The sequence below is a fragment of the Mesorhizobium sp. B1-1-5 genome (assembly GCF_006443065.1).
In the GTDB taxonomy this organism is placed as follows: domain Bacteria; phylum Pseudomonadota; class Alphaproteobacteria; order Rhizobiales; family Rhizobiaceae; genus Mesorhizobium.
The window spans coordinates 90,471-110,894 of record NZ_VFWS01000004.1 but is presented as its reverse complement, the minus strand read 5'-3'; the positions used below and the strand labels follow the sequence as shown (position 1 = coordinate 110,894).

Here is a 20,424-nt window from a genome sequence, read left to right as displayed (position 1 = left end):
TTTGCATATTTCTGAGCAAAATCGGCTCGGTTTGCTTTTAAGCAGTCGCTTTAGCGCCGGAAACGCGCCGGAATCGGCGACTTTTCTGGTCCTATGGCTTCGATGAACAGGTTGGACCACAGCCTGCGTCTTTTTGCATGCGTGTGTTGCAAAATAGATGCTTGTTTCTTGGGCATGATGAGCACATATATAGTCACATCTCCGGGGCGCGTTCTCCTCCCATTAGCGCCCTCGAGTGTTCCCCTCTGGAGGTTAGCCTTAATCGGCACTTCCAATCAAACTCAGCCGGATCTTTATTGATCCGGCTTTTTTGTTGCCCGCACGCCTTCGGGCCGGCAAGAAAACGACTGAATCCACCGCGTAACAGTGACATGTAACATCGGGTAACATGTCGCAGACCCACTCTATCGTTTAAGTAGACGATAGGACGCGGTTGGTCGGTTCGGGAGATGGGGGCATCACTCGAAAGACCGGGCTCAGGCAAGCACCGCGTCCGAACCTTTTTTCCGGATGCGGCGGACTAGCCGTTGCCTCCCAGGAGAACGGTCCGCAATAGGAACGGCGTCCGGATCATCCGGACGCCGTTTTCGTATCTCCAACAGAAGCCTGCCAGACAGGCCGACCTGCTCGTGCGTTTCACCGTTTCACAGAAACGGCGAACCGCACTATCTCCTTGTTCTTACGCAACTCCGGACGGAAAACCGCGCACACTTTTCCCGGAATTGCTCTAGGCCGCTTTGCCGTTGGCGTTCATCGCTTCGTCGGCCAGCCGGCCGGTGAGCTCGGCCATGTGATCGAAAGTGGCCTTGTAGCTGGCGACGCCGGCGGTCGCCGAGCGCAGCTCGATGATCAGGTCGCCGATTTCGGCCTGGGGCATGGTCGCCTCGACGACGTCCCAGCCCGGCCAGTCGGGCCTTGCATCATAGCCGAGGATCTGGCCGCGCCGCTGCGGGATCAGTGCGATGATCTTCGAGGTCGCGTCGGAGGGCGTGACGATCTCGACCTTCATCACTGGCTCCAGCAGGACCGGCGAACAGGCGGCCATGCCTTCCTTCATCGCGAGCTTCGCCGCCATCTGGAAGGCCATGTCGGAGGAATCGACCGCGTGGTAGGAACCGTCCGACAGGTTGACGGCGACATCGACGACCGGAAAGCCGAGCGGGCCCGTCTTCAGATAGTCGCGAATGCCGGTCTCTACCGACTGGATGTAGGTTTTCGGCACCACCCCGCCGGTGATGGTGTCGGAGAACTGGAAGCCGGACCCGCGCGGCAGCGGCTTGATCTCGATCACCACGTCGCCGAACTGGCCGTGGCCGCCGGATTGTTTCTTGTGGCGGCCGCGCTGTTGCGCCGATTTGCGGATCGTCTCCCGGTAAGGCACCGCCGGGGCATGGCCCTCGATCGGGATCTGGTTCTTGCCCTCAAGGCGTTCGCGCACCACGCGCAGATGCATCTCGCCATGACCCGACAGGACGGTTTCGGCGGAATCCTGGTTGTGGCGCAGGCTGAGCGATGGATCTTCCTCGGCAAGCCGCTGGATCGCCGCCGACATCTTGACCTCGTCCTTGCGCTCCTTGGGGCGAAGCGCGAAGGCGAAGACCGGCTGCGGCGGCTCCAGCGTGACAAGCGGCCGGATGCCGCCCTTGGCCGAGCTCAGCGTCTGGCCGGTCTTGACGTTGTCGAGCTTGCCGAGCGCAACCGTGTCGCCCGCTTTGGCGGATGTCAGCTTCGACTGGTCCTTGCCGAGCATCCTGTAGATGCCGGAAACCTTCGCCGTGTCGCCGTTGGAAAGGAAGAGCTCGGCTGCGTCGGCCAGTTGGCCCGAGAGCACGCGCGACACCGAAAGCTTGCCGCCATGCGCGGTGTGAATGGTCTTCATCACCTGCACCACCGTCTGGCCGTCCGGCGCGCCCAGGCGCTTCCGCGTCGCCTCGACATCCGGTGCGTCATGGCGGATGGCTTTCAACAGGCGCAGCACACCGTTGCCCTTCTCGGCCGTGCCGATCAGCACCGGCGTCACCGCGCCGGCGCGCAGATCGGCCGAGAGATCGTCGAAGATCGCGTCCTTCGGCGGCTCGATCTCCTCCAGCAACTGCTCCATCAGGTGATCGTCATGATCGGCGAGCGTCTCCAGCATGGAGAAACGGGCTTCCAGCTCGCGCGCCTTGTCGTCGTTCGGGATCTCGGCAACCTGGCTCTCGGCGTATTCGCGATAGATGTAGGCGCGTTCCAGCGCCAGATCGATCGAGCCGATGACGATGCCGTCCTTGCGCACCGGAATCTGGCGCAGCAGCAGCGGTGCCGTGCTTGCCGGCTGCAGCATCTTCAGCGTCTCGCGCACGCCCGCGACCGCCTTGTCGACCTTGTTGAGGAAAAGGATGCGCGGAATGGCGAGATCGTCGAGCTTGCGCATGATGAGCTGCAGCGCCGGGATCTTCTTCTCATCGGCCTCGGCGACGACGACCGCGAGGTCGCAAGCGGCAAGCACGGGTTCGGCCTCGAAGGCGAATTCGATGGAGCCGGGACAGTCGACGAAAGTGATCTGCTCCCCCATGAAATCGGTGGTGGCAAAGGTCGCCTCGACGCTCATGGCGTGGGCGCGTGCCTCCGGCGAATGGTCCGAAACGGTGTTACCCGATGAAACTGGTGACTGGCGGGGGATGGCGCCCGTGCGGGCGAGGATGGCTTCGAGAAGTGTCGTCTTACCGCTTGCGAAGGGACCGACTATGGCAATGCATTTCGGTCCCGTGCGTCGTCCTCCGGCGCGAGTACCCATGGCTGAACCTCCACTCAGGCGTTTCCCGAGAGAGCGATCAGCAAAAGTGGAAACCGGTTTGCGTCCGATCGCACCCTGTGCAGAGCGGCGGCCGGCCTGTTCGGCCGTCGCGGGCGGGGTTTTCACCTCTTCCCAAAACCATCGTCACACGGGTTTGTCGGGAGGGCAAGAAAAATAGGACGTTCGCCGGCTTGGGTTCACCAGACCGCCATTTTTTACTTGTCAGGCTGTGAGGGCGAGCGGTTCGCGGGCGGCGGCACACAAGGCGCTTGCCTTGTCGCGCGGCGCCGGCCTGCCGAAGAAATAGCCCTGGAAGCGGCTGCAGCCGGCCGTCCGGGCAAGCGCGAATTCCTCCGCGGTTTCGACGCCCTCCGCGACGATGGCGATGTCCTGGATGCGGGCGATCTGGGCAAGCGCAGAAACGAAGATCTGCGCCACCTGGTCGTGGGCGAGGCTGCGGATGTAGGAGCGATCGATCTTGACGCTGTCGATGGGCAGCGACTTCAGGTAGTTGAAGCCGCAATGGCCGGTGCCGAAGTCGTCGAGGGCGATGTGGAAGCCGAGGCCGCGCAGTGCCTCGAGGCGCCTGAGAACCTCGGGCGTCGCGGCCGTCGCCACCGTCTCGGTGATCTCGATGATGAACTGCGACGCGGACCGGCCGGTCTCGCGCAGGACCCGGTCGCACATCGTCACGATCTCGTCGCGCTTCAGCTGCTCGCCGGAGACGTTGATCGAGATGCGCCGTCCGGGAAAATGCCCGATATCGGCGCAGGCGCGCTTGAAGACCCATTCGCCGATCATGTCGATCAGCGTCGAGCGCTCGGCGATAGGGATGAATTCCGACGGCGAGATCAAGCTGCGCACGGGATGACGCCAGCGGATCAATCCTTCCAGCGCGTCGACCGAGCCGTCGGGACCGACGATCGGCTGGTAGTGCAGTTCCAATTCGCCGAGATAGATCGCAGCGCGCAGCTCGCGCTCCACCAGCCGGCGATAGCGTTTGTCAGACAGCATCTCCTCGTCGAAAACGGTGACGCGGCCGCGACCGCCCGCCTTGCTCTCGTAGAGCGCGAGGTCGGCCAGCAGCATCAATTCAGTGCCGTTCGAAGCGTGCAACGGCGCGAGCGCGACGCCCACCGAGATCGACAAGGGAATGATCTTGCCTTCATGTCTCTTGCCGGCCCGCATCGCATCCAGCAGCCGGCGGGCGTCCTTGCCGATACTGGCGACGTCGCCATGCGGAACCATGATGCCGAACTCGTCGCCGCCGAGCCGGCCGATGACGCCGTCCTCGAAGATGCGTTGCGCTTCCGCGACCAGATGCGCCAGCGCCAGATCGCCGAACTGATGGCCGAACGTGTCGTTGAGCTGCTTGAAATGGTCGAGGTCGATCAAAAGCAGACTTGCCTGGCGACGGTTGCGCGAGCCGCTGAGCCAATCGCCCAGCGCTTCGATGAAATAGCGCCGGGTCATCGCGCCTGTCATGGCATCGTCAGTGAGAAAGCGATGCTTCTCGGCCTCGGCGTCCGCCGCCGATTGCAGGCGCTGGACGACGTTCGAGCGCATATACATCAACACCAGAAGCGCCATTAAGGTCGAAGTCACCGACACCGCGAGCGCGCCGGCGCGGGAGGCGTTCTCCGTCAGCGCGAAAGCCGCGAGCCCGGTGGCGGCGATGCTCATCACGAGCAATGCCTGGATGCCGCGATAGATACGGCCGCTGTGATCTTTGATTGTCGCCAAGATACTCATGTCCGCGCCCCCACAGCACGCGACATGGCTAGGACCTCAGCCGTTAAGAAACGCTGAGCGTGGCGGCTGCCTCGATTAATTCCTTTGCCGCTGAGTGGAGATCGCGATTTTATGGTTAAAAAGCAACGATTTATGACAATTTTCAGACATTCTAATGTTGCAATCCGCCCGCTGCGCGAATGAGAAATCGAGGTTGCCGCCGGGCAATGGCTCAAAGCCGGTTGCAACGGTCTCCCGACGAGGCGAAACTATCGCGTGAGACACCGCGCGGGGCGCTCTGTTCGAGAGGATCTGAACGATGAAGCTCATTGCGTGCGGCAGCGTGCCGACGATCGTCGCGCCGGAGACATATTTCACCGGGCGGGTGCTGCAGACGCCAATCATCGAGAAAGAGGCGCCGGCGCGGCTCAGAGCGACGCTGGTCAGCTTCGAGCCCGGCGCGCGCACCTATTGGCACACGCATCCGCTTGGCCAGACGCTCTATGTCACTGCCGGCGCCGGCCTGGCGCAAAGCTGGGGCGGCCCGGTGCAGGAGATCAGGGCGGGAGATGTCGTTTCCTTCGCGCCGGGCGAAAAGCACTGGCATGGCGCCGGCCGGAAAACCGCCATGACGCATATCGCCATGCAGGAGGCGCTGGAAGGCGTTCACGCCGACTGGCTGGAGCAGGTTTCCGACGAGCAATATGGCGGCTGATCGGCGCCTAAGAAAAACCCGGCGCGGCGCCGGGTTTTTCTTGCTGGCCGGCCGGATGGCCGATCAGGTCAGCGACGCGGTGAAGCGCTGGATGCGCGTGCAGGCTTCTTCCAGCAAGGCGTCCGACGTGGCGTAGGAGATGCGGAAGTTCGGTCCGAGGCCGAAGGCCGAGCCGAACACCACCGCGACGCCTTCGGCCTCCAGCAGTTCGGAGCAGAAGGCCTCGTCATTGTCGATCACCTTGCCCGTCTTGGTCTTCTTGCCGATCAGCTGGGCGCAGGACGGGTAGACATAGAAGGCGCCTTCCGGCGACGGGCAGGAGATGCCGCGCGCCTGGTTGAGCATCGAGACCACGAGGTCGCGCCGGCCCTGGAAGATCGCCTTGTTCTTCGCAATGAAATCCTGCGGCCCGTTGAGCGCCTCGACGGAAGCCCATTGCGCGATGGTGCAGGCGCCCGAGGTCTGCTGGCCCTGGATCATGTCCATCGCCTTGATGAGCGGCACCGGCCCGGCGGCGTAGCCGATGCGCCAGCCGGTCATGGCATAGGCCTTCGACACGCCGTTCATGGTCAGCGTGCGCTCATAGAGGCTCGGCTCGACCTCGGCGATGGTCTTGAAGACGAAATCGCCATAGGTCAGGTGCTCATACATGTCGTCGGTCAACGTCCAAACATGCGGATGCTTGAGCAGCACGTCGGCCAGCGCCCGCAGCTCGGCCTCCGTGTAAGCGGCGCCCGACGGGTTAGACGGCGAGTTCATCAGCAGCCATTTGGTTTTCGGCGTGATCGCCTCTTCCAGCACTTGCGGCGTGAGCTTGAAGCCATTGTCGATCGAGGTGTCGGCGAACACCGACGTGCCGCCGCAGATCGCCACCATTTCAGGATAGCTCACCCAATAAGGGCGCGGGATAACGACCTCGTCGCCCGGGTTCAGCGTCGCCATGAAGGCGTTGAACAGGATCTGCTTGCCGCCGGTGCCGACGATGGTCTGCTCCGGCCGGTAGTCGAGATTGTTCTCGCGCTTGAATTTTTTCGCGATCGCCTCGCGCAACGGCACGATGCCGGAAACCGGCGGATATTTGGTCTCGCCGCGGCGGATCGCCTCGATCGCCGCGTTCTTGATGTTGTCGGGCGTATCGAAGTCCGGTTCGCCGGCGCCGAGGCCGATCACGTCACGGCCGGCATTTTTCAGCTCGCGCGCTTTCTGCGTCACCGCGATGGTCGCGGAAGGCTTAACGCGGGAAAGGGCGTCGGCGAGAAAGGCCATGACGAAATGTCTCCTAGGAAAAGCGGCCAGGAGCGGCCGCGGCGCCTCTCATGTCGCATCATCGCGCGGAGCGCAAGCATTGTGCGATGAGCCAGAGGTCAAGGAGGCGTGACCAAAGTCAGCCTGCGTGAGCGGCAACGCTAAATTCATCAACGGCCGGTAAACCCTTGGCTGGCAGGATCGCAGATTGGATTGCGCCTATTCGCGGAGCGAGAAACCTTGTCGCGCAGCATCGGGCTTGCCCATATCATCCGTCATGATGACGGCACCTCGACCGGTGTCTGGGGCATCTATACGCTGCAGAGCGCGTTCCAGCCGATCTTCGCCTTCAAGGAGGGCAAGCTCTCGGTCGCCGCTTTCGAAGGGCTGATCCGGCCGTTCCGCGATGGCGAGCCGCAGTCGCCGGCGACATTTTTCGGCACCTGCCCGGCGGCCGACCGGCTGCATATCGAAGCGCTGACGCGCACGCTGCATCTTCTGAACGCCGGCGCCTGCCTGCCGCAAGAGGCCTCCATCTTCGTCAATTTCGACCCGTCGGTCTTCACCGATCGCCACATCGCCGACAAGGCCCTGCGCGACATGCGGCTGGTGCTGCACGAAGCCGGCATCGATCCGCGCCGCATCGTCTGCGAGGTCACCGAGCAGAAATCGGCTTCGCAGGAAGCGCTCTACGGTTTTGTCGAGGCGCTGAGGGCCAATGGCTTCAGCATCGCGGTGGACGACTATGGCGCCGATGATTCCGACATCAATCGGATCAAGGAACTCAAGCCGGACATCGTCAAATTCGATGCGAATTGGATCACCCATCTGATGGAGTCCGGCGCCGGCTTCGCCTTGCTGACGGCGATGGTGCAGAGTTTCGAGAACCAGGGCATCCGCACCGTCTTCGAAGGTATCGAGGAAGGCTGGCAGCTGGAGCTAGCCGAGAGGTCCGGCGCCTCCATGGTGCAGGGCTACGTGCTTGCCCGGCCGGAACTTGCCCCCACCAGCTTTCGCGTCTTCGGCAAGGGCGCGCAGCAGCCTTCGAGCGAAGACAGCAAGGCACCGGCCGCCGCAAGCCCGGCGGCCCCAACGCTGCACGGACGGCCGGCAAGGGTGTTCGGGCGCAAGGTCGCGCCATGAGCGAACAACCAGACAGGCGGCGCAACGTCGCCAAGGCGATCTTCGCCGACGAGATCGGCCTCCAATTCGGCGTCTATAGAGAATTCCGGCTGTGGAGCGCCTATCAGCCGATTTTCGCGCCGGAGGGCAGGGTGCTCAGAGCCGTCGCCGTCGAGGGGCTGATCGAGCCGCGCCGCATCGCGCAGCCGGTAGCCGCTTCGGTCTTCTTCGGCAGCATTCCCGCGCCCGACCTTCTGTTTGTCGAAACGATGTGCCGGATGCTGCATCTCGGCAATTATCGCAACATCGGCGTCGAGGGATTGACGCTGTTCTTCAACTATAATCCGACCATCAACGACCATCTCGGACGGGCGCTCGCCGAGATCCGGCTGATGACCAGGCATCTCGGCGATCTGGAGCTTGAGCCCAGCCTGCTGGTCTGCGAGATCACCGAACAGGCAGCCGATGACCAGGTTCTTGCCAGCCTGGTGCGCGAAATGCGGCGCGACGGCATCCGCATCGCCATCGACGATTTCGGCACGGGGCATTCGACCGAAGCGCGCATCGATCTGCTTACACCCGACATCGTCAAGATCGACGGCGCCTGGTTTGGCGAGCTCTGCCGCCATGCCGCCGCCGAACGCTTCTTCCGGCCGTTGGTGGCGGTGCTGCACGAGCGCGGCGCCAAAGTGCTGGTCGAGGGCATCGAGAATGCACAGCACTTGCGCGTCGCGCTCGAGGGCGGCGTCGACCTGCTGCAAGGTTTCCATCTCGCCCGCCCGGCGCTCGCCGGCACGATCTTCAAGGAAGAACCGCTTTCGGTCGACGCCCTGCTCGGCGCCGGCAACAAGGTCGTGCCCCTGCATCAGCATCGCTGATGCTCGATCCCAAAAGGTGCATCAGCATCGCTGATGCAGACGCCGAAAACATATCAGCGCCGCTGATGGTTCTTCTCAAATACAAATCACTGGATGGTCTCGCCTGGGCACGTTAGTGCCGTGCCGAAATGAGCTTCAGGCGACGCGCGAGGTATGTAGGATGATCCTTTACGACATGGCCGACAGTGGCAATTGCTATAAGCCGCGGCTGTTGCTGGCCAAGCTCGGCATTCCTTTCACCCGGGTAGAGGTGAGCTCGCATACCGGCGAGACGCGCAAGGCCCACTATGTCGCCAAGAATCCGAATGCGATGGTGCCGATGCTCGAGCTCGACGACGGCAGGCGTATCGCTGAAAGCAACGCCATCCTGCTCTATCTTGCCGAAGGCACGCGCTTCCTGCCCGCCGATAAATACGAACGCGCGCTGGCTTACCAATGGCTGTTCTTCGAGCAATACAGCCATGAGCCCTATATCGCGGTGCGCAAGGCGCTTTTGACTTTTCCGGAACGGGCGAAGGACGCCACGCCGGAACGATTGGCGCAGACGTTGGAGCGCGGCAACAAGGCGCTCAGCGTGATGAACCAGCATCTGAAGCAGAACGAATTCTTCGCCGGCAGCGCCTACAGCGTCGCCGACATCGCCTTATACGCCTATACCCACACCGCCGGGATGGGCGGCTTCCAGTTGGATGCCTATCCGGCGGTCGCCGCCTGGTTGAAGCGCGTCGAGGCGGATAAGGGGCATGTGCCGATCGAGTGGAAGGCATAATTCCTCACCGCTTTGCACCCAACCTGTATGGGCGCGCCAGCGAGCCGCTTTGCATGCATACAGCCGTAAGCGGCTATTTCAAAAGGCGTTCATACTCGGAGTGGGTGCCGATCCAAAACCAGATCATGTCGTCCTGGTCACGGACTGCAACAGCGCGGTAGTCCAGATCAACTCGAGCTGACCAGTAACGTCCAACTCGCTTGAAATGGAGCGAAGGATGAAACGGATCTGCACGCAGCTTGGCGAAGCTGCTGTCAGCCTTCATCCTGATTGCTTTAGGTAGTTTATCGTAGGCGTCCCAAAACGAAGGGGCGGCAGAGTGATTCACAGGGGCCGAGTCCGACCCGCGCGATGCTCAGCCAGTGCTTGTTCTGCAAGCTTGTCCAGCCTGCCCGCTTTCGCGTCGGCTTCGATCTGCTTGTCCCACAAATCGGCCCGCAGAGCCTCGAACCAGGCGGCAAATGCCTTCAGCTCTTCAGGGCTCAGTTCGGCGACGGATTTTTCGATCTGTTCGAGTTTGGTCATGTATCAATGATAGCACTGGTGGGCCAAAAGTGCCACCCGTGGGCCTGCTGGGACCGGAGAAGAACTCGCCAAAATCCAGGCAACAAAAAAGGCGGGCAATGCCCGCCTTCCTCTGCCGGTAGCCTGATCGGGAGCGTCTGGTCCGGGCCGGCAGCTATCTGCTGTTCCAGCTTGTCGGGTCTTTTCGCTCCGGCGCGCTTCTCGCGCGACCGTCAGTACATCCGTGACTTGCCGCGCGCCCCGAACCTTCGTCCGGCGCGCGCCTTTGCTTAGCCGCATTTCTGCAACGCCAAGCGATTCCGCTTGGCTGCAAAATGCTTAAGCCAAATCAGGCTGCCTTGCTAAGAGACCCAGCAGCGGACTTGCCGGTGCGGCGGTCCTGCTCGATCTCGAAGTTGATTTTCTGGCCTTCAGCCAGGCTCGTCATGCCAGCGCGCTCGACAGCGGAGATGTGGACGAAAACGTCCGCGCCGCCATTGTCAGGCTGGATGAAGCCGTAGCCCTTGGTGGCGTTGAACCACTTGACCGTACCAGTTGCCATATAGAATGCCCTTCACATTTGCTTTTGTTTGACCGGACCAACGTCCGGCCGGCGGTATCGAAATTTTGGAGATAGACGTCAGCAAACGCGAAGATCGCGGCCCGATCGATCGGCCAAATTCAATGCTGCGGATATAGGATAGTTTGAGCAAGAAAACAAGACGGGTTGCCTGGACGCTGCCCCGCATCCCGGATCGAGCGGGATACAAGCATGGAAGTTTTGACAGCGGTGCCGCGTTGTGGAGGGATGCGATGCTTGCCCTTCCGAGGAGAGAAGCCATGAAGACCATTCTGCTTGCCGCCTGCTTCCTGCTGCTGGCCGCGGAAGCGCAGGCGGTGACGCGCTACGATCCGACGCGCATGAGCTGCGACCGGGTGCAGGCGACGATCGCCAGACAGGGCGCCGTCATCCTGCGCTACCAGTCGACGCGCGTGCCGGGGCTGCCGCTCTACGACCGCTATGTGCGCGACGAGCGCTTCTGCAACGCGGGCGAGGTGAGGGCACGCGCCTATGTGCCGAGTGCCGACGCCAGGTCCTGCATGGTCTATGTCTGCAAGCGTCCGGATTTCGAGCGGCGCTTCCGCCGCCGGTTCCTACAGGACTGATACGCAGCGCCTTAGAAACCGAATGTGGCCTGCGTCGCCGGCGGCGGGCCGACGCGAACGCCTTCCATGGCCAGCATCCTTTCTTTGGTGACCGAGCCGCCGGGCGCGGAGAAGCCGCCGATCTTGCCGCCGGCCGCCAGGATGCGATGGCACGGAATGACCAGCGGCACCGGATTGGCGCCGAGCGCCGCGCCCGTTTCGCGCGGAAGGCCCGCATGGCCGGCGCGCTTGGCCAGTTCGCCATAGGTGGTGGTCTCGCCGAAGCCGAGCTTGCGCGCCGCGTCGTAGATGGCGAGGCGGAAATTGTCGACGCCGTCGAGATCGACCGGCACGCTCGAGAAGTCGACGTCCTCGCCGGCCGCATAGGCCTTGATCGAGGCGATCAGATCGATCACCCAGGACGGCTGGTCTGTCGAGGCCGAGACGCCGGGGTGGCGAAGCAGCCGGCGCTCGACCGCTTCGCGGCTGCGCTCCGGCAGGCAAAGCCGGATCAGGCCCTTCTCGCTCCAGGCTATCCCCATAAAGCCGATCACTGTTTCTAACACTGCGTGGCCGGCCGTGATCTGGGATGTGGGTTTCATGACGTATTCCTTCCGCAAAACAGCGAAAAACGAGTACATATCCAGAACAATATGGCACTTCGGCCCTGTTGTCGCCACCCGAAAACCGCCGGGTGGCCCCGATTGCCGGGTGTGAATCGCTGGTGTAAGGACTCCTTAACAACCGACAAACCGGACCCGCACGGCTTGCCCGCTAAAATCATATCCACCGCGATAGGCGTGCTCGTCGCAGCAGCCGGTCTCAGCGGCTGCACCTCGACTTCGCAGATGAAGGCCGCGCCCGCGCTTGCGGAAGCCTCGACGCCTGCTGTTGCGGACGACACGCCGACGCTCGCGCTGCCCGAAACGGTGGCCGTGCTGCCGGAACCTTCGGGTCTCGCGCAGGTGCAGACCGCGGCGCTGGCCGGCGATGTCGTCGCCATGGCGACCACGCCAGGCGCGCCCGCGACGCAAAGCGCACTGGTGATGCAAGGCGCGTCCGCGACGCAAGGCGCGCTTTTGCCGCCGCCTGTCCAACCCGGCGCGCCGGCCGCGGCGCTGGCGCAGCCTGCGGCTTTCGCCGGAGCGACGCCGATGGCCGGCCAGTTTCCGCCGCCGCCGGTGCTGACGGCCGGCGGCTCGCCGACCGGCCCTGGATCCATCAGCCGAGCGGCATCCATCAGCCGAGCGGCGGTCTATACGACCGCAGGCGTCGCCATGCCGGTCACCGGCCAGTCGGCGAAAGTCGCCCCGATGCCCGGCGTCCAGCAGGTCGCCTATATGATGCCGGAAAATCCGGCGCTGCTTGCGGCACCTGGCCAACCCGAGCAGCACGCCAGCGGCCCGCGCGGCGAGATCGAACGGCTGATCGAGAAATATTCGGCGATCTATGAAGTGCCGATCGACCTGGTGCGTCATGTCGTCAATCGTGAAAGCACCTTCAACCCGAAAGCCTACAATCATGGACATTGGGGGCTGATGCAGATCAAGCACGCGACGGCGCGCGGCATGGGCTATGACGGACCGGCGACCGGCCTGTTCGACGCCGAGACCAATCTCAAATATGCGGTCAAGTATCTGCGCGGCGCCTGGCTGGTTTCGGGCGGCAACGCCAAGCGGGCCGACATGCTCTACCAGACCGGCTATTACTACGATGCCAAGCGCAAAGGCCTGCTCGAGGCGACGGGCCTGGGCACCGACCGCAAGCGGCACCGCCTGCCACCCGACGCCTGAGCGGACGGTTCCGCGCGGCGTTTCGAGACAGCGCCATGCATGAAAACCCAATTCCCCGCCCGCCGGCTGCCAACGACATCCGCCTGCGCAAGCTGCTCGACGATACGCTGACCGCGCCGCATTGGCCGCAGGGTTTCGTCATGCGCGCGTTCGAGCACCGGGATGCGCAGGCTTTGCACGCGCTGCTGGAAGAGGTGTTCGACGACGGCGCCGACGGGCCGTTCGACGAGTGGTGGCCGCGCATTTCCGGCGATGCGGAGTTCGACCCCGCCCTCTGTTTCCTGGCGATCGACGGCAAGGGGCTGCTGGCGGGCGCGGCGCTCTGCTGGACATCCGGTTTTGTCAAGGATCTCGCCGTGCATCCGGAATCGAGACGGCAGGGCCTCGGCGAGGCGCTGATGCGGCAGGTGTTCCTGACCTTTCGCGAGCGCGGGGCGACCCATGTCGATCTCAAGACCAACACGGTGAAGAGCACCGCGGCCTTCAGGCTCTACGAGCGGCTCGGCATGATCCCGGTCGACTGGGAAGGCTGACGCGCAAAGCGCGGCGGGCCGGATCGGAGGCTCCCGGCGCGGCGTTGCCATCGCCTGCGCTCGGACATTGTGAACTCCTTCACATAGGCTGACGTTAGGGCATGCTAATTCGTCGTCGTGCCGGGCGGCCGATCGGCGGATCGACGCGGGCAAGGCGTCGGAGGAGGCTGTGCCGGCATGCGTCAGCCACTCCCAGGCGGGCTCCGGGGCGGGGGTTTCGGAGCCCGTCCGCTTTGCGTGAAGCGAGGCGGACGGGACGGGCCGCCGACGCGGTCGCGCCAACCGAGATCGGCTTCACCGACCCGCCGGCCCGGTCGGCACGCACAAGCGCGGGAACCCTAAGCGGCGTCGCGCATTCAACGCAGGGGCCTTGATGAGCCGCGACCTGTGCGTCGCCGGTCGCGCAGGGAGGTCCGCAATCCCGTGAAGCTCGCTTCAGCATTCCTGGCCGCCGGCATCCTGCTGGGCGCTGTTCAAGCGCGAGCCGTGGAACTGTCGATCGTGTCGGGCGATACCGGCAACGGAATCAAGGTGCTGCGCGAGATACTGGATCGTTACGAGAAGAAGAGCGGTAACAAGGTTGATATCGTCGTCATTCCGCCTTCGACCACCGACCAGTTCGGCCAATATCGGCTCTGGCTCGCCGCCGGCAGCAGCGATATCGACGTCTACCAGACCGACGTTATCTGGGCGCCGCAGCTTGCCAGCCAGCTGGTCGACCTGACCGGGGCGACCAGGGATGTGGTGGGCGAGCATTTCCCGTCGATCATCCAATCGCAGACTGTCAACGGCAGGCTGGTCGCGCTGCCGATCTTCACCGACGCGCCGGCGCTCTACTACCGCAAGGATCTGCTCGACAAATACGGCGCCAAAGTGCCGACCACCTGGAAGGAGCTGGCCGATACCGCGAAGCTCGTGATGAACAAGGAGCGGGCGGCCGGCGACAAGGACATCTGGGGCTTCGTCTTCCAGGGCAACGCCTATGAGGGGCTGACCTGCAACGCGCTCGAATGGGTGATGTCGAATGGCGGCGGTCGGATCATCGAGCCGGACGGTGAAATCTCCATCGACAATCCAAAGGCGGTCGCGGCGCTCGACATGGTCAAGGGCTGGATCGGCACGATCGCGCCGCCGGGCGTGCTCGCCTATCAGGAGGAAGAAACGCGCGGCGTCTGGCAGACCGGCAATGCCGTCTTCATGCGCAACTGGCCCTATGCCTATGCGCTCGGCAACAGCGAGAATTCGCCGATCAAGGGCAAGTTCGACGTGGCGCCGCTGCCGGCCGGCGAAGGCGGGCATCCCGCCGCCACGCTAGGCGGCTGGAATCTTGCCGTCTCCAGATATTCGAAACATCCAGACGAGGCGATCGAGCTGGTCAAGTTCATCGCGTCACGCGAGATGCAGAAATACCGGACACTGAGAACGTCCAACCTGCCGACCATTCCGGCCCTCTATGACGACCCCGACATCGCCCGGCAGCAGCCGATCGTGCCGCGCTGGAAAGGGATTTTTCTCAACGCGCAGCCAAGGCCGTCGGCAACCGCCAGGATCAAGTACAACGAGGCATCCAGCCAATTCTGGACTGCCGTGCACGACACGATCTCCGGCCAAGGCGCCGCCGCCGACAATCTGGCCGATCTCGGGGCGAGGCTGACCAGGCTGAAAGGCAAGGGCTGGTGAGCGCGGCAAGGCGATCGCCGCTGATGCGCCGACGCGTGCGCACGGCCTGGCTGTTCCTCGCGCCGATGCTTCTCGTGCTCGCTGCCGTTGCCGGCTGGCCGTTCCTGCGCACGGTCTATTACGGTTTCACCGATGCTTCGCTGGCCGATCTCGACGCAAGGCAATGGGTGGGCTTCGACAACTATTTCTCGGTGCTGCGCCTGCCGAGCGGCCGCCTGCTCTATGACGGGCTGCTCGTCGATCCGGTCTGGTGGCGCGCGGTGTGGAACACGGTGCGCTTTGCCGCGGTGTCGGTGACCTGCGAGACGGTGCTGGGCATGATCGTGGCGCTTGCGCTCAACACCGAATTCCCGGGACGCGGCATCGTGCGGGCAGCGATCCTCATTCCCTGGGCGATCCCGACCATCGTCTCGGCCAAGATGTGGCAGTGGATGCTCAACGACCAGTTCGGCATCATCAATGTCGCGCTTCTCAATCTCGGCCTGATCGACACCAAGATCGCCTGGACCGCCAATGCCGATACGGCGATGATCGCCGTGCTGATCGTCGACATCTGGAAGACGACGCCGTTCATGGCGCTGCTGATCCTGGCGGCCCTGCAGATGCTGCCGCGCGAGATCCTCGAGGTGGCGAAGCTCGACGGCGCCAACCCGTGGCAGATCTTCTGGCGGGTGACCTTGCCGCTGATCCGGCCGGCGGTGATGGTGGCGGTGATCTTCCGCGCGCTCGACGCGCTGCGCATCTTCGACCTGATCTACGTTCTGACGCCCAACAATGTGCAGACCAAGTCGATGTCGATCTTCGCGCGCGAGAACCTGTTCGAGTTCGACAAGTTTGCCTATGGCTCGGCGGCCTCGACGCTGCTTTTCCTGATCATCGGCCTGCTCACCATCGCCTATATCCGCATCGGCCGGCTGAGTTTCGACGGAGGGCGCTGATATGAAGATGCTGAAGCGCGCCGGCTTCTACTTGCTGCTCCTGGCGATCGTTTTCGTCGCGGTGTTTCCGTTCTACTACGCAATCGTCACCAGCCTGAAATCGGGAACAGAGCTGTTCCAGGCAGGCCTGTGGCCGCGATCGTTCGGCCTTGCCAATTACCGCAACGTGCTGACCGAAGGTCCCTTCCTGCGCAATCTCGTCAATTCGCTGATCGTCTCCGGCGCGGTCGTCGCGGTCTCGCTGCTGCTCGGCGTCACGGCGGCCTACGCGCTGGCGCGCATCCGCTTCCGCGGGCGCTCGGCGCTGATGCTGGCCATCCTGTCGGTGTCGATGTTTCCGCAGGTCGCGGCACTCGCCGGGCTGTTCGAGATCATCCGGGCGCTGCATCTCTACAATTCACTCTTGGCGCTCATCCTGTCCTACATGATCTTCATGCTGCCGTTCACGGTCTGGGTGCTCACCACCTTCGTGCGCGACCTGCCGGTCGAGATCGAGGAAGCGGCGATCCTGGACGGCGCCGGACCATGGACCATCCTCACGCGCATCTTCCTGCCGTTGATGTGGCCGGCTTTAGCCACCACCGGGCTGCTTGCCTTCATCAGCGCCTGGAACGAATTCCTCTTCGCGCTCACCTTCACCTCCACCAACACGCAGCGCACCGTGCCGGTGGCGATCGCGCTGCTCTCCGGCAATTCACAGTTCGAGATTCCGTGGGGCAACATCATGGCCGCCTCGGTGATCGTCACCGTGCCGCTGGTGGCGCTGGTGCTCGTCTTCCAGCGCAGGATCGTGTCGGGTCTTACGGCTGGCGGCGTCAAAGGCTAGATGCGACGCGAAAAAGTGACCGGAAAGCGTGTGCCGAAATGTCGGATCAGGTCGCGGCGAGCCGTCCTTGGATCGTAGAGCAACCCGCGCCGGGACGCCGGCGCCAGGAGACGATCATGATCACCTTTCCCAATGAATCCGCCAAATATCGCACCGCGCGCGAAAAATTGCTGCGCAAGGAAATCGAGCTGCGCCGCGCCATGGAAGCGGTGGCGGAGGCAAGGCGCGCTCTGCCGCCGGGCGGTTTGGTGCCGCAGGACTATGTGTTCGACGCCCTGGACGGCGAAGGCAGGCCGGCGAAAGTCAAGCTGTCGGACCTGTTCGCGCCGGGCAAGGATACGCTGATCCTCTACCAGATGATGTTCCCGCGCCATCCGCAGGAGACGCGCGAGGTGGCGAAAGGCGGCGAGACGGCGAAGCTTGCCAGGCAGGACCAGCCATGCCCGTCCTGCACGGCGCTGCTCGACCAGTTCGACGGCGCGATCAGCCATCTCGAAGCGGCGGGCTTCAACTTTGCCGTGGTGGCGAAGACAGCGCTCGACAATCTTGTAGCGCTCGGCCGCGACCGCGGCTGGCGAAACATGCGGCTCGTCTCGTCGGCCGGCAACGCTTTCAAGCGCGACTACAACTCCGAAACCGCCGAGGGCGCGCAGATACCGCTGCTTTCGGTGTTCCACCGCGATGGTGATGGCATCCGGCATTTCTGGTCGTCGGAGCTCGGCTTCGCGCCGACAGAGCCGGGACAGGACCCGCGCGCCATCGGCACCTGCGAGATCCTGTGGAACCTGATGGATTTCACGCCCGAAGGCCGGCCGGACTGGCACGAGCAGCTGCAATATGCCGGGCACGCCGCCGGCGCGCAATGCCACTGATGGCGATGCGGGCGCCGGGCCCCTGCGCTTCTTTCCGAGGCAACCTCTTAGGCAACCCTGGGGCCGGTGCTGCGTTGGGAAAGGCGGAGGGGCTGTTTCGGATCGGAGATCGAGATGAAAACGCTGCTGCCCCTGGTCGCCGTCGCGCTTCTTGCCGGCGCGCCCGCCGCGTTCGCCCAGTCGGACAATTCAGACGCCGTGGGACCGATGGTGACCGAGAACAAGGTCGACACCCAAACCTTCGTCACAACGGTGCCGAATGCCAACACGTTCGAGATCGAGTCAAGCAAGCTGGCGCAAGAGAAGTCGGCGTCGGCCGACATCAAGGCTTTCGCCGCGCAGATGATCAAGGATCACGGCAAGGCCGGCGAAGACTTCAAGACAGCGTTGAGCCAGGGCCAGACCACGGCGTCAATCAAGCCGGCCGGCCCCGCGCTGCAGCCCAAGGAGCAGCAGCTGCTCGACGACCTGAAGGCTGCGAGCGGCAAGGAATTCGACGCCAAATACATCAAGATGCAGGCCGACGCGCATAAGGACGCGGTGGCGCTGTTTTCCACCTATGCCAATTCAGGCGACGACCCGGCGATGAAGGAATTCGCCAAGAAGACGCTGCCGGTGCTGAAGATGCACGAGAAGCATGTGAAGGAACTGGCGGTGGCGCATCAGTGAGGCCGCCCTTGCCTTCTCCCCTTGTGGGAGAAGGTGGCCGCGAAGCGGCCGGATGAGGGGTGCTCCAGCGGAGTGAGACGCTGGCAATAAGCCATACGGTCACGGTTGGACGAGCGGTTTTGCCAGGCTGGAACACCCCTCATCCGTCTCGGCGCTATCGCACCGATCCACCTTCTCCCACAAGGGGAGAAGGGAAAACTGGCGTTCCCCCGCTGCCGCGATAAGCTCCCCGCCAAAACAATGGGAGGACCGCCATGGACAAGGAAGTCATCGAAGTGCCCGTGATGTCGGCAAAGGTGCGTTCGCTCGGCCTGCCGTGCTCGACGGCGGTGCGGGCCAACGGCTTCGTCTTCATCTCGGCGACGCCGCCGGTGGATATGTCGACCGGCGAGATGGTGCGCGGCGACATCGAGACCCAGACCGAAGCATCGCTGAAGGCCTTGAAACACTGCCTGGAAGCGGCCGGCACCTCGCTGGACAAAGTGGTGATGGTGCGCATCTACGCCGTCAATTCCGGCTTCTACAACGCCATCAACCGGGTCTATGCGAAATATTTCAGCATCGACCCGCCGGCGCGGAGTTTCGTGCCGGTGGCGTCATGGCCGATGGAATTCGATATCGAGATCGAGTGCGTGGCTGTGGCTTGAGGCCTGAATCATGGGCAGGTGCAGCGCCCGCAGATAAGTCAAATTAGAAACTCATAAGGTTTTAAGCTGACGGTCTTTTTGTGAGGGATTATCAAAACATATTCACCCTCTGCCGGCTCGCCGATGTGAACGTGCCAATATTGGCTTGTTTTTGTTTTTGAAGCGTGAAGATCAATTAGAAGTCTATTTACAACCAATCTAGGGATGGAAAACGCAATTTTTAAATCTAGACAACCGAGTACGAAATATCCATCCGGCGCGTCTCTCAGAAAATCATCCCATTTTGGGTGGTATGCGTACCAATACGGTGTTCGGCCATCGTATCTCTTCGATATTGTGCACGCTATCCTCTTTTTCCCATCGGCGTTTTGATACATTGCCTGACTTGTTTGTATCAATGTATCCCCAAGCCGGGAGGACATCGCAGTTACGATTTCTCGTCTCTTTTGAATGAGTGCTTGAGTTCTAATTCGATCCGACGAGCTGGAATTGTTGGTGAACTTGGCGCCTTTAGTAACGGCGCCGCTGAAATTGGCGTTTCCGATATTAGCTTTTGTGAAATCGCAGCCCGTGAAATCAAATCCTCTCAATTTGCAATTTGAAAAATCCATGCCCTCAAAATTAGCAAAACGAAAATCCGATGCTGGATCGAGGCCCGATATCCTCACCAACTCTACAAAGTTGTCGGTATCGGCTGAATGAACCTTCGCCAAAACCTCGTCTAGTTCCACCACCACTATAAATCCGTTTCACAGAGAGGTTGGTTTCGTTCACATATCGATGCTCGCAACAAGAGCCTTATAATTCCAAATTTATTCCCAGATGAGAATGAGCCATCCATCCGCTTGAATAGAAGGGCGTCATACGGGATTTCGAACGAGACGGAAACTTTTGGCTTAGGCCCGTTGGGCTCGGCTCTGCAGAACCGGTCGTGTTTGATAAGTGTTCCAAGCAGCGGTCTTTGCCCCAGTTCAGAGGTAAGACTCCAAGCTGGCTTTACCTCATTTCCATGCGCCAAAATCGACTTGTTTGTCGTGGAAAATCGTGACGTCTTTACACCTGTTTTTTTGATTGATCCCGAACGAGATGATTTTACGCCTCCACTTGGGGCGGACGCAGAGATAGATGCCATCCATTCATTGTCTACACCTTTGTTGATTTCGGTAGTCTCCGAAATCTCGTGGGCTACCTCTATGTCTCCCAAAGTTATGGCGTCAAAAGCCCAATCCTCTTCTGGAAGAGAACAATCTTCTGTGTGAAAATGAAGGACTATGCGGCTCACCGCATAACGAATAGTAGGGAAATGCCAGCCGATCTTGGCCTCCCCGGCGCGAACCGTGAGACCTAAAGTCTTTCCAACCTTGTTTGTAGGTGAAAGAGCAAGTGTCGCACTGACCAAGGCCTTCGAACTGTCCACGGAAAAATCCCGACTCCGCCGCTATGTACTGAAATTAGCAAGCGTCGGTTCAATCCGCAAATAATTGAAATACTTGTTGGCTGTGGTCTCTTGGTCGGAGCTCGACTGACGGCTTAGCGTTACCCCATGCAGGATGCCATGCGTGCCAAAGCTCACGCTGCAG

General features: G+C 62.2%; 22 protein-coding genes. 13 read left to right on the top strand and 9 right to left on the bottom strand.

Translation table 11 applies throughout. The annotated features are described in order from the left end of the window. Positions 1 to 727: 727 nt before the first annotated feature. Positions 728 to 2,776: an elongation factor G gene (locus FJ980_RS03075; RefSeq protein ID WP_140541477.1), complete on the bottom strand. Its 2,049-nt coding sequence runs from the start codon at positions 2,774 to 2,776 to the stop codon at positions 728 to 730. Positions 2,777 to 2,998: 222 nt separating this feature from the next. Further along, positions 2,999 to 4,528, bottom strand: a complete 1,530-nt coding sequence (locus FJ980_RS03070; RefSeq protein ID WP_140541476.1) for a GGDEF domain-containing phosphodiesterase — start codon at positions 4,526 to 4,528, stop codon at positions 2,999 to 3,001. A gap of 298 nt (positions 4,529 to 4,826) precedes the next feature. Here FJ980_RS03070 and FJ980_RS03065 point away from each other — a divergent pair, with 298 nt between their 5' ends. After that, complete coding sequence (locus tag FJ980_RS03065; RefSeq protein WP_140541475.1) at positions 4,827 to 5,222, top strand: cupin domain-containing protein; 396 nt, start codon at positions 4,827 to 4,829, stop codon at positions 5,220 to 5,222. Positions 5,223 to 5,285: 63 nt separating this feature from the next. On the opposite strand, the gene FJ980_RS03060 is transcribed toward FJ980_RS03065, so the two are convergent. Beyond that, a complete protein-coding gene (locus tag FJ980_RS03060; RefSeq protein ID WP_140541474.1) occupies positions 5,286 to 6,488 on the bottom strand; it encodes a pyridoxal phosphate-dependent aminotransferase in 1,203 nt (400 codons plus the stop codon). Between the two features lie 219 nt (positions 6,489 to 6,707). Between FJ980_RS03060 and FJ980_RS03055 the strand changes: the two genes are divergently transcribed. The 3 genes from FJ980_RS03055 (at position 6,708) to FJ980_RS03045 (ending at position 9,236) form a co-directional block, all read left to right on the top strand. Beyond that, the gene (locus FJ980_RS03055; RefSeq protein ID WP_140541473.1) at positions 6,708 to 7,610 is read left to right on the top strand and encodes an EAL domain-containing protein; all 903 of its coding nucleotides are present in this window, start codon (positions 6,708 to 6,710) and stop codon (positions 7,608 to 7,610) included. Further along, a complete protein-coding gene (locus tag FJ980_RS03050) occupies positions 7,607 to 8,467 on the top strand; it encodes an EAL domain-containing protein (protein WP_140541472.1) in 861 nt (286 codons plus the stop codon). Before FJ980_RS03055 ends, FJ980_RS03050 begins: the two co-directional genes overlap by 4 nt. Positions 8,468 to 8,627: 160 nt before the next feature. Then, positions 8,628 to 9,236: a glutathione S-transferase family protein gene (locus tag FJ980_RS03045; protein WP_140541471.1), complete on the top strand. Its 609-nt coding sequence runs from the start codon at positions 8,628 to 8,630 to the stop codon at positions 9,234 to 9,236. Positions 9,237 to 9,309: 73 nt separating this feature from the next. Here FJ980_RS03045 and FJ980_RS03040 read toward each other — a convergent pair whose 3' ends face one another. From FJ980_RS03040 to FJ980_RS03030, 3 genes are all read right to left on the bottom strand, one after another. Then, entirely contained in the window at positions 9,310 to 9,564 is a 255-nt protein-coding gene (locus tag FJ980_RS03040) for a hypothetical protein (RefSeq protein ID WP_140541470.1), read from the bottom strand. Then, positions 9,561 to 9,761 carry a hypothetical protein gene (locus FJ980_RS03035; protein ID WP_140541469.1) on the bottom strand — a complete coding sequence of 67 codons (201 nt, stop codon included), beginning with the start codon at positions 9,759 to 9,761 and terminating at the stop codon, positions 9,561 to 9,563. Before FJ980_RS03035 ends, FJ980_RS03040 begins: the two co-directional genes overlap by 4 nt. Positions 9,762 to 10,089: 328 nt before the next feature. Next, a complete protein-coding gene (locus tag FJ980_RS03030; protein ID WP_027168154.1) occupies positions 10,090 to 10,302 on the bottom strand; it encodes a cold-shock protein in 213 nt (70 codons plus the stop codon). Positions 10,303 to 10,580: 278 nt separating this feature from the next. On the opposite strand from FJ980_RS03030, the gene FJ980_RS03025 reads away from it, so the two are divergent. Beyond that, positions 10,581 to 10,907 carry a hypothetical protein gene (locus FJ980_RS03025; RefSeq protein WP_140541468.1) on the top strand — a complete coding sequence of 109 codons (327 nt, stop codon included), beginning with the start codon at positions 10,581 to 10,583 and terminating at the stop codon, positions 10,905 to 10,907. Positions 10,908 to 10,918: 11 nt separating this feature from the next. On the opposite strand, the gene FJ980_RS03020 is transcribed toward FJ980_RS03025, so the two are convergent. Next, positions 10,919 to 11,488 (bottom strand): methylated-DNA--[protein]-cysteine S-methyltransferase, encoded by a 570-nt coding sequence (locus tag FJ980_RS03020; RefSeq protein WP_140541467.1) that lies wholly within the window; start codon positions 11,486 to 11,488, stop codon positions 10,919 to 10,921. A 198-nt stretch (positions 11,489 to 11,686) separates the two neighbouring features. On the opposite strand from FJ980_RS03020, the gene FJ980_RS03015 reads away from it, so the two are divergent. The 8 genes from FJ980_RS03015 to FJ980_RS02980 all read left to right on the top strand — a co-directional run bounded on the left by FJ980_RS03015 (position 11,687) and on the right by FJ980_RS02980 (position 18,844). Next, positions 11,687 to 12,679 carry a lytic transglycosylase domain-containing protein gene (locus tag FJ980_RS03015; protein ID WP_246676286.1) on the top strand — a complete coding sequence of 331 codons (993 nt, stop codon included), beginning with the start codon at positions 11,687 to 11,689 and terminating at the stop codon, positions 12,677 to 12,679. 35 nt (positions 12,680 to 12,714) lie between these two features. Then, complete coding sequence (locus FJ980_RS03010; RefSeq protein WP_140541465.1) at positions 12,715 to 13,212, top strand: N-acetyltransferase; 498 nt, start codon at positions 12,715 to 12,717, stop codon at positions 13,210 to 13,212. Between the two features lie 423 nt (positions 13,213 to 13,635). Beyond that, the gene (locus tag FJ980_RS03005) at positions 13,636 to 14,892 is read left to right on the top strand and encodes an ABC transporter substrate-binding protein (protein WP_140541464.1); all 1,257 of its coding nucleotides are present in this window, start codon (positions 13,636 to 13,638) and stop codon (positions 14,890 to 14,892) included. A gap of 23 nt (positions 14,893 to 14,915) precedes the next feature. Continuing rightward, on the top strand, positions 14,916 to 15,830 hold the full coding sequence (locus tag FJ980_RS03000) for a sugar ABC transporter permease (RefSeq protein WP_140541508.1): 915 nt from the start codon (positions 14,916 to 14,918) through the stop codon (positions 15,828 to 15,830). 1 nt (position 15,831) lies between these two features. Then, positions 15,832 to 16,656, top strand: a complete 825-nt coding sequence (locus tag FJ980_RS02995) for a carbohydrate ABC transporter permease (protein WP_140541463.1) — start codon at positions 15,832 to 15,834, stop codon at positions 16,654 to 16,656. 116 nt (positions 16,657 to 16,772) lie between these two features. Beyond that, positions 16,773 to 17,528, top strand: a complete 756-nt coding sequence (locus FJ980_RS02990; RefSeq protein ID WP_140541462.1) for a DUF899 family protein — start codon at positions 16,773 to 16,775, stop codon at positions 17,526 to 17,528. Between the two features lie 114 nt (positions 17,529 to 17,642). Continuing rightward, on the top strand, positions 17,643 to 18,197 hold the full coding sequence (locus FJ980_RS02985; RefSeq protein ID WP_140541461.1) for a DUF4142 domain-containing protein: 555 nt from the start codon (positions 17,643 to 17,645) through the stop codon (positions 18,195 to 18,197). A gap of 254 nt (positions 18,198 to 18,451) precedes the next feature. Then, on the top strand, positions 18,452 to 18,844 hold the full coding sequence (locus tag FJ980_RS02980; RefSeq protein WP_140541460.1) for a RidA family protein: 393 nt from the start codon (positions 18,452 to 18,454) through the stop codon (positions 18,842 to 18,844). 38 nt (positions 18,845 to 18,882) lie between these two features. On the opposite strand, the gene FJ980_RS02975 is transcribed toward FJ980_RS02980, so the two are convergent. Further along, positions 18,883 to 19,581 carry a pentapeptide repeat-containing protein gene (locus FJ980_RS02975; RefSeq protein ID WP_140541459.1) on the bottom strand — a complete coding sequence of 233 codons (699 nt, stop codon included), beginning with the start codon at positions 19,579 to 19,581 and terminating at the stop codon, positions 18,883 to 18,885. Further along, a complete protein-coding gene (locus FJ980_RS02970; protein WP_140541458.1) occupies positions 19,581 to 20,261 on the bottom strand; it encodes a hypothetical protein in 681 nt (226 codons plus the stop codon). The genes FJ980_RS02975 and FJ980_RS02970 overlap by 1 nt, the downstream gene beginning before the upstream one ends. Between the last annotated feature and the right edge of the window lie 163 nt (positions 20,262 to 20,424).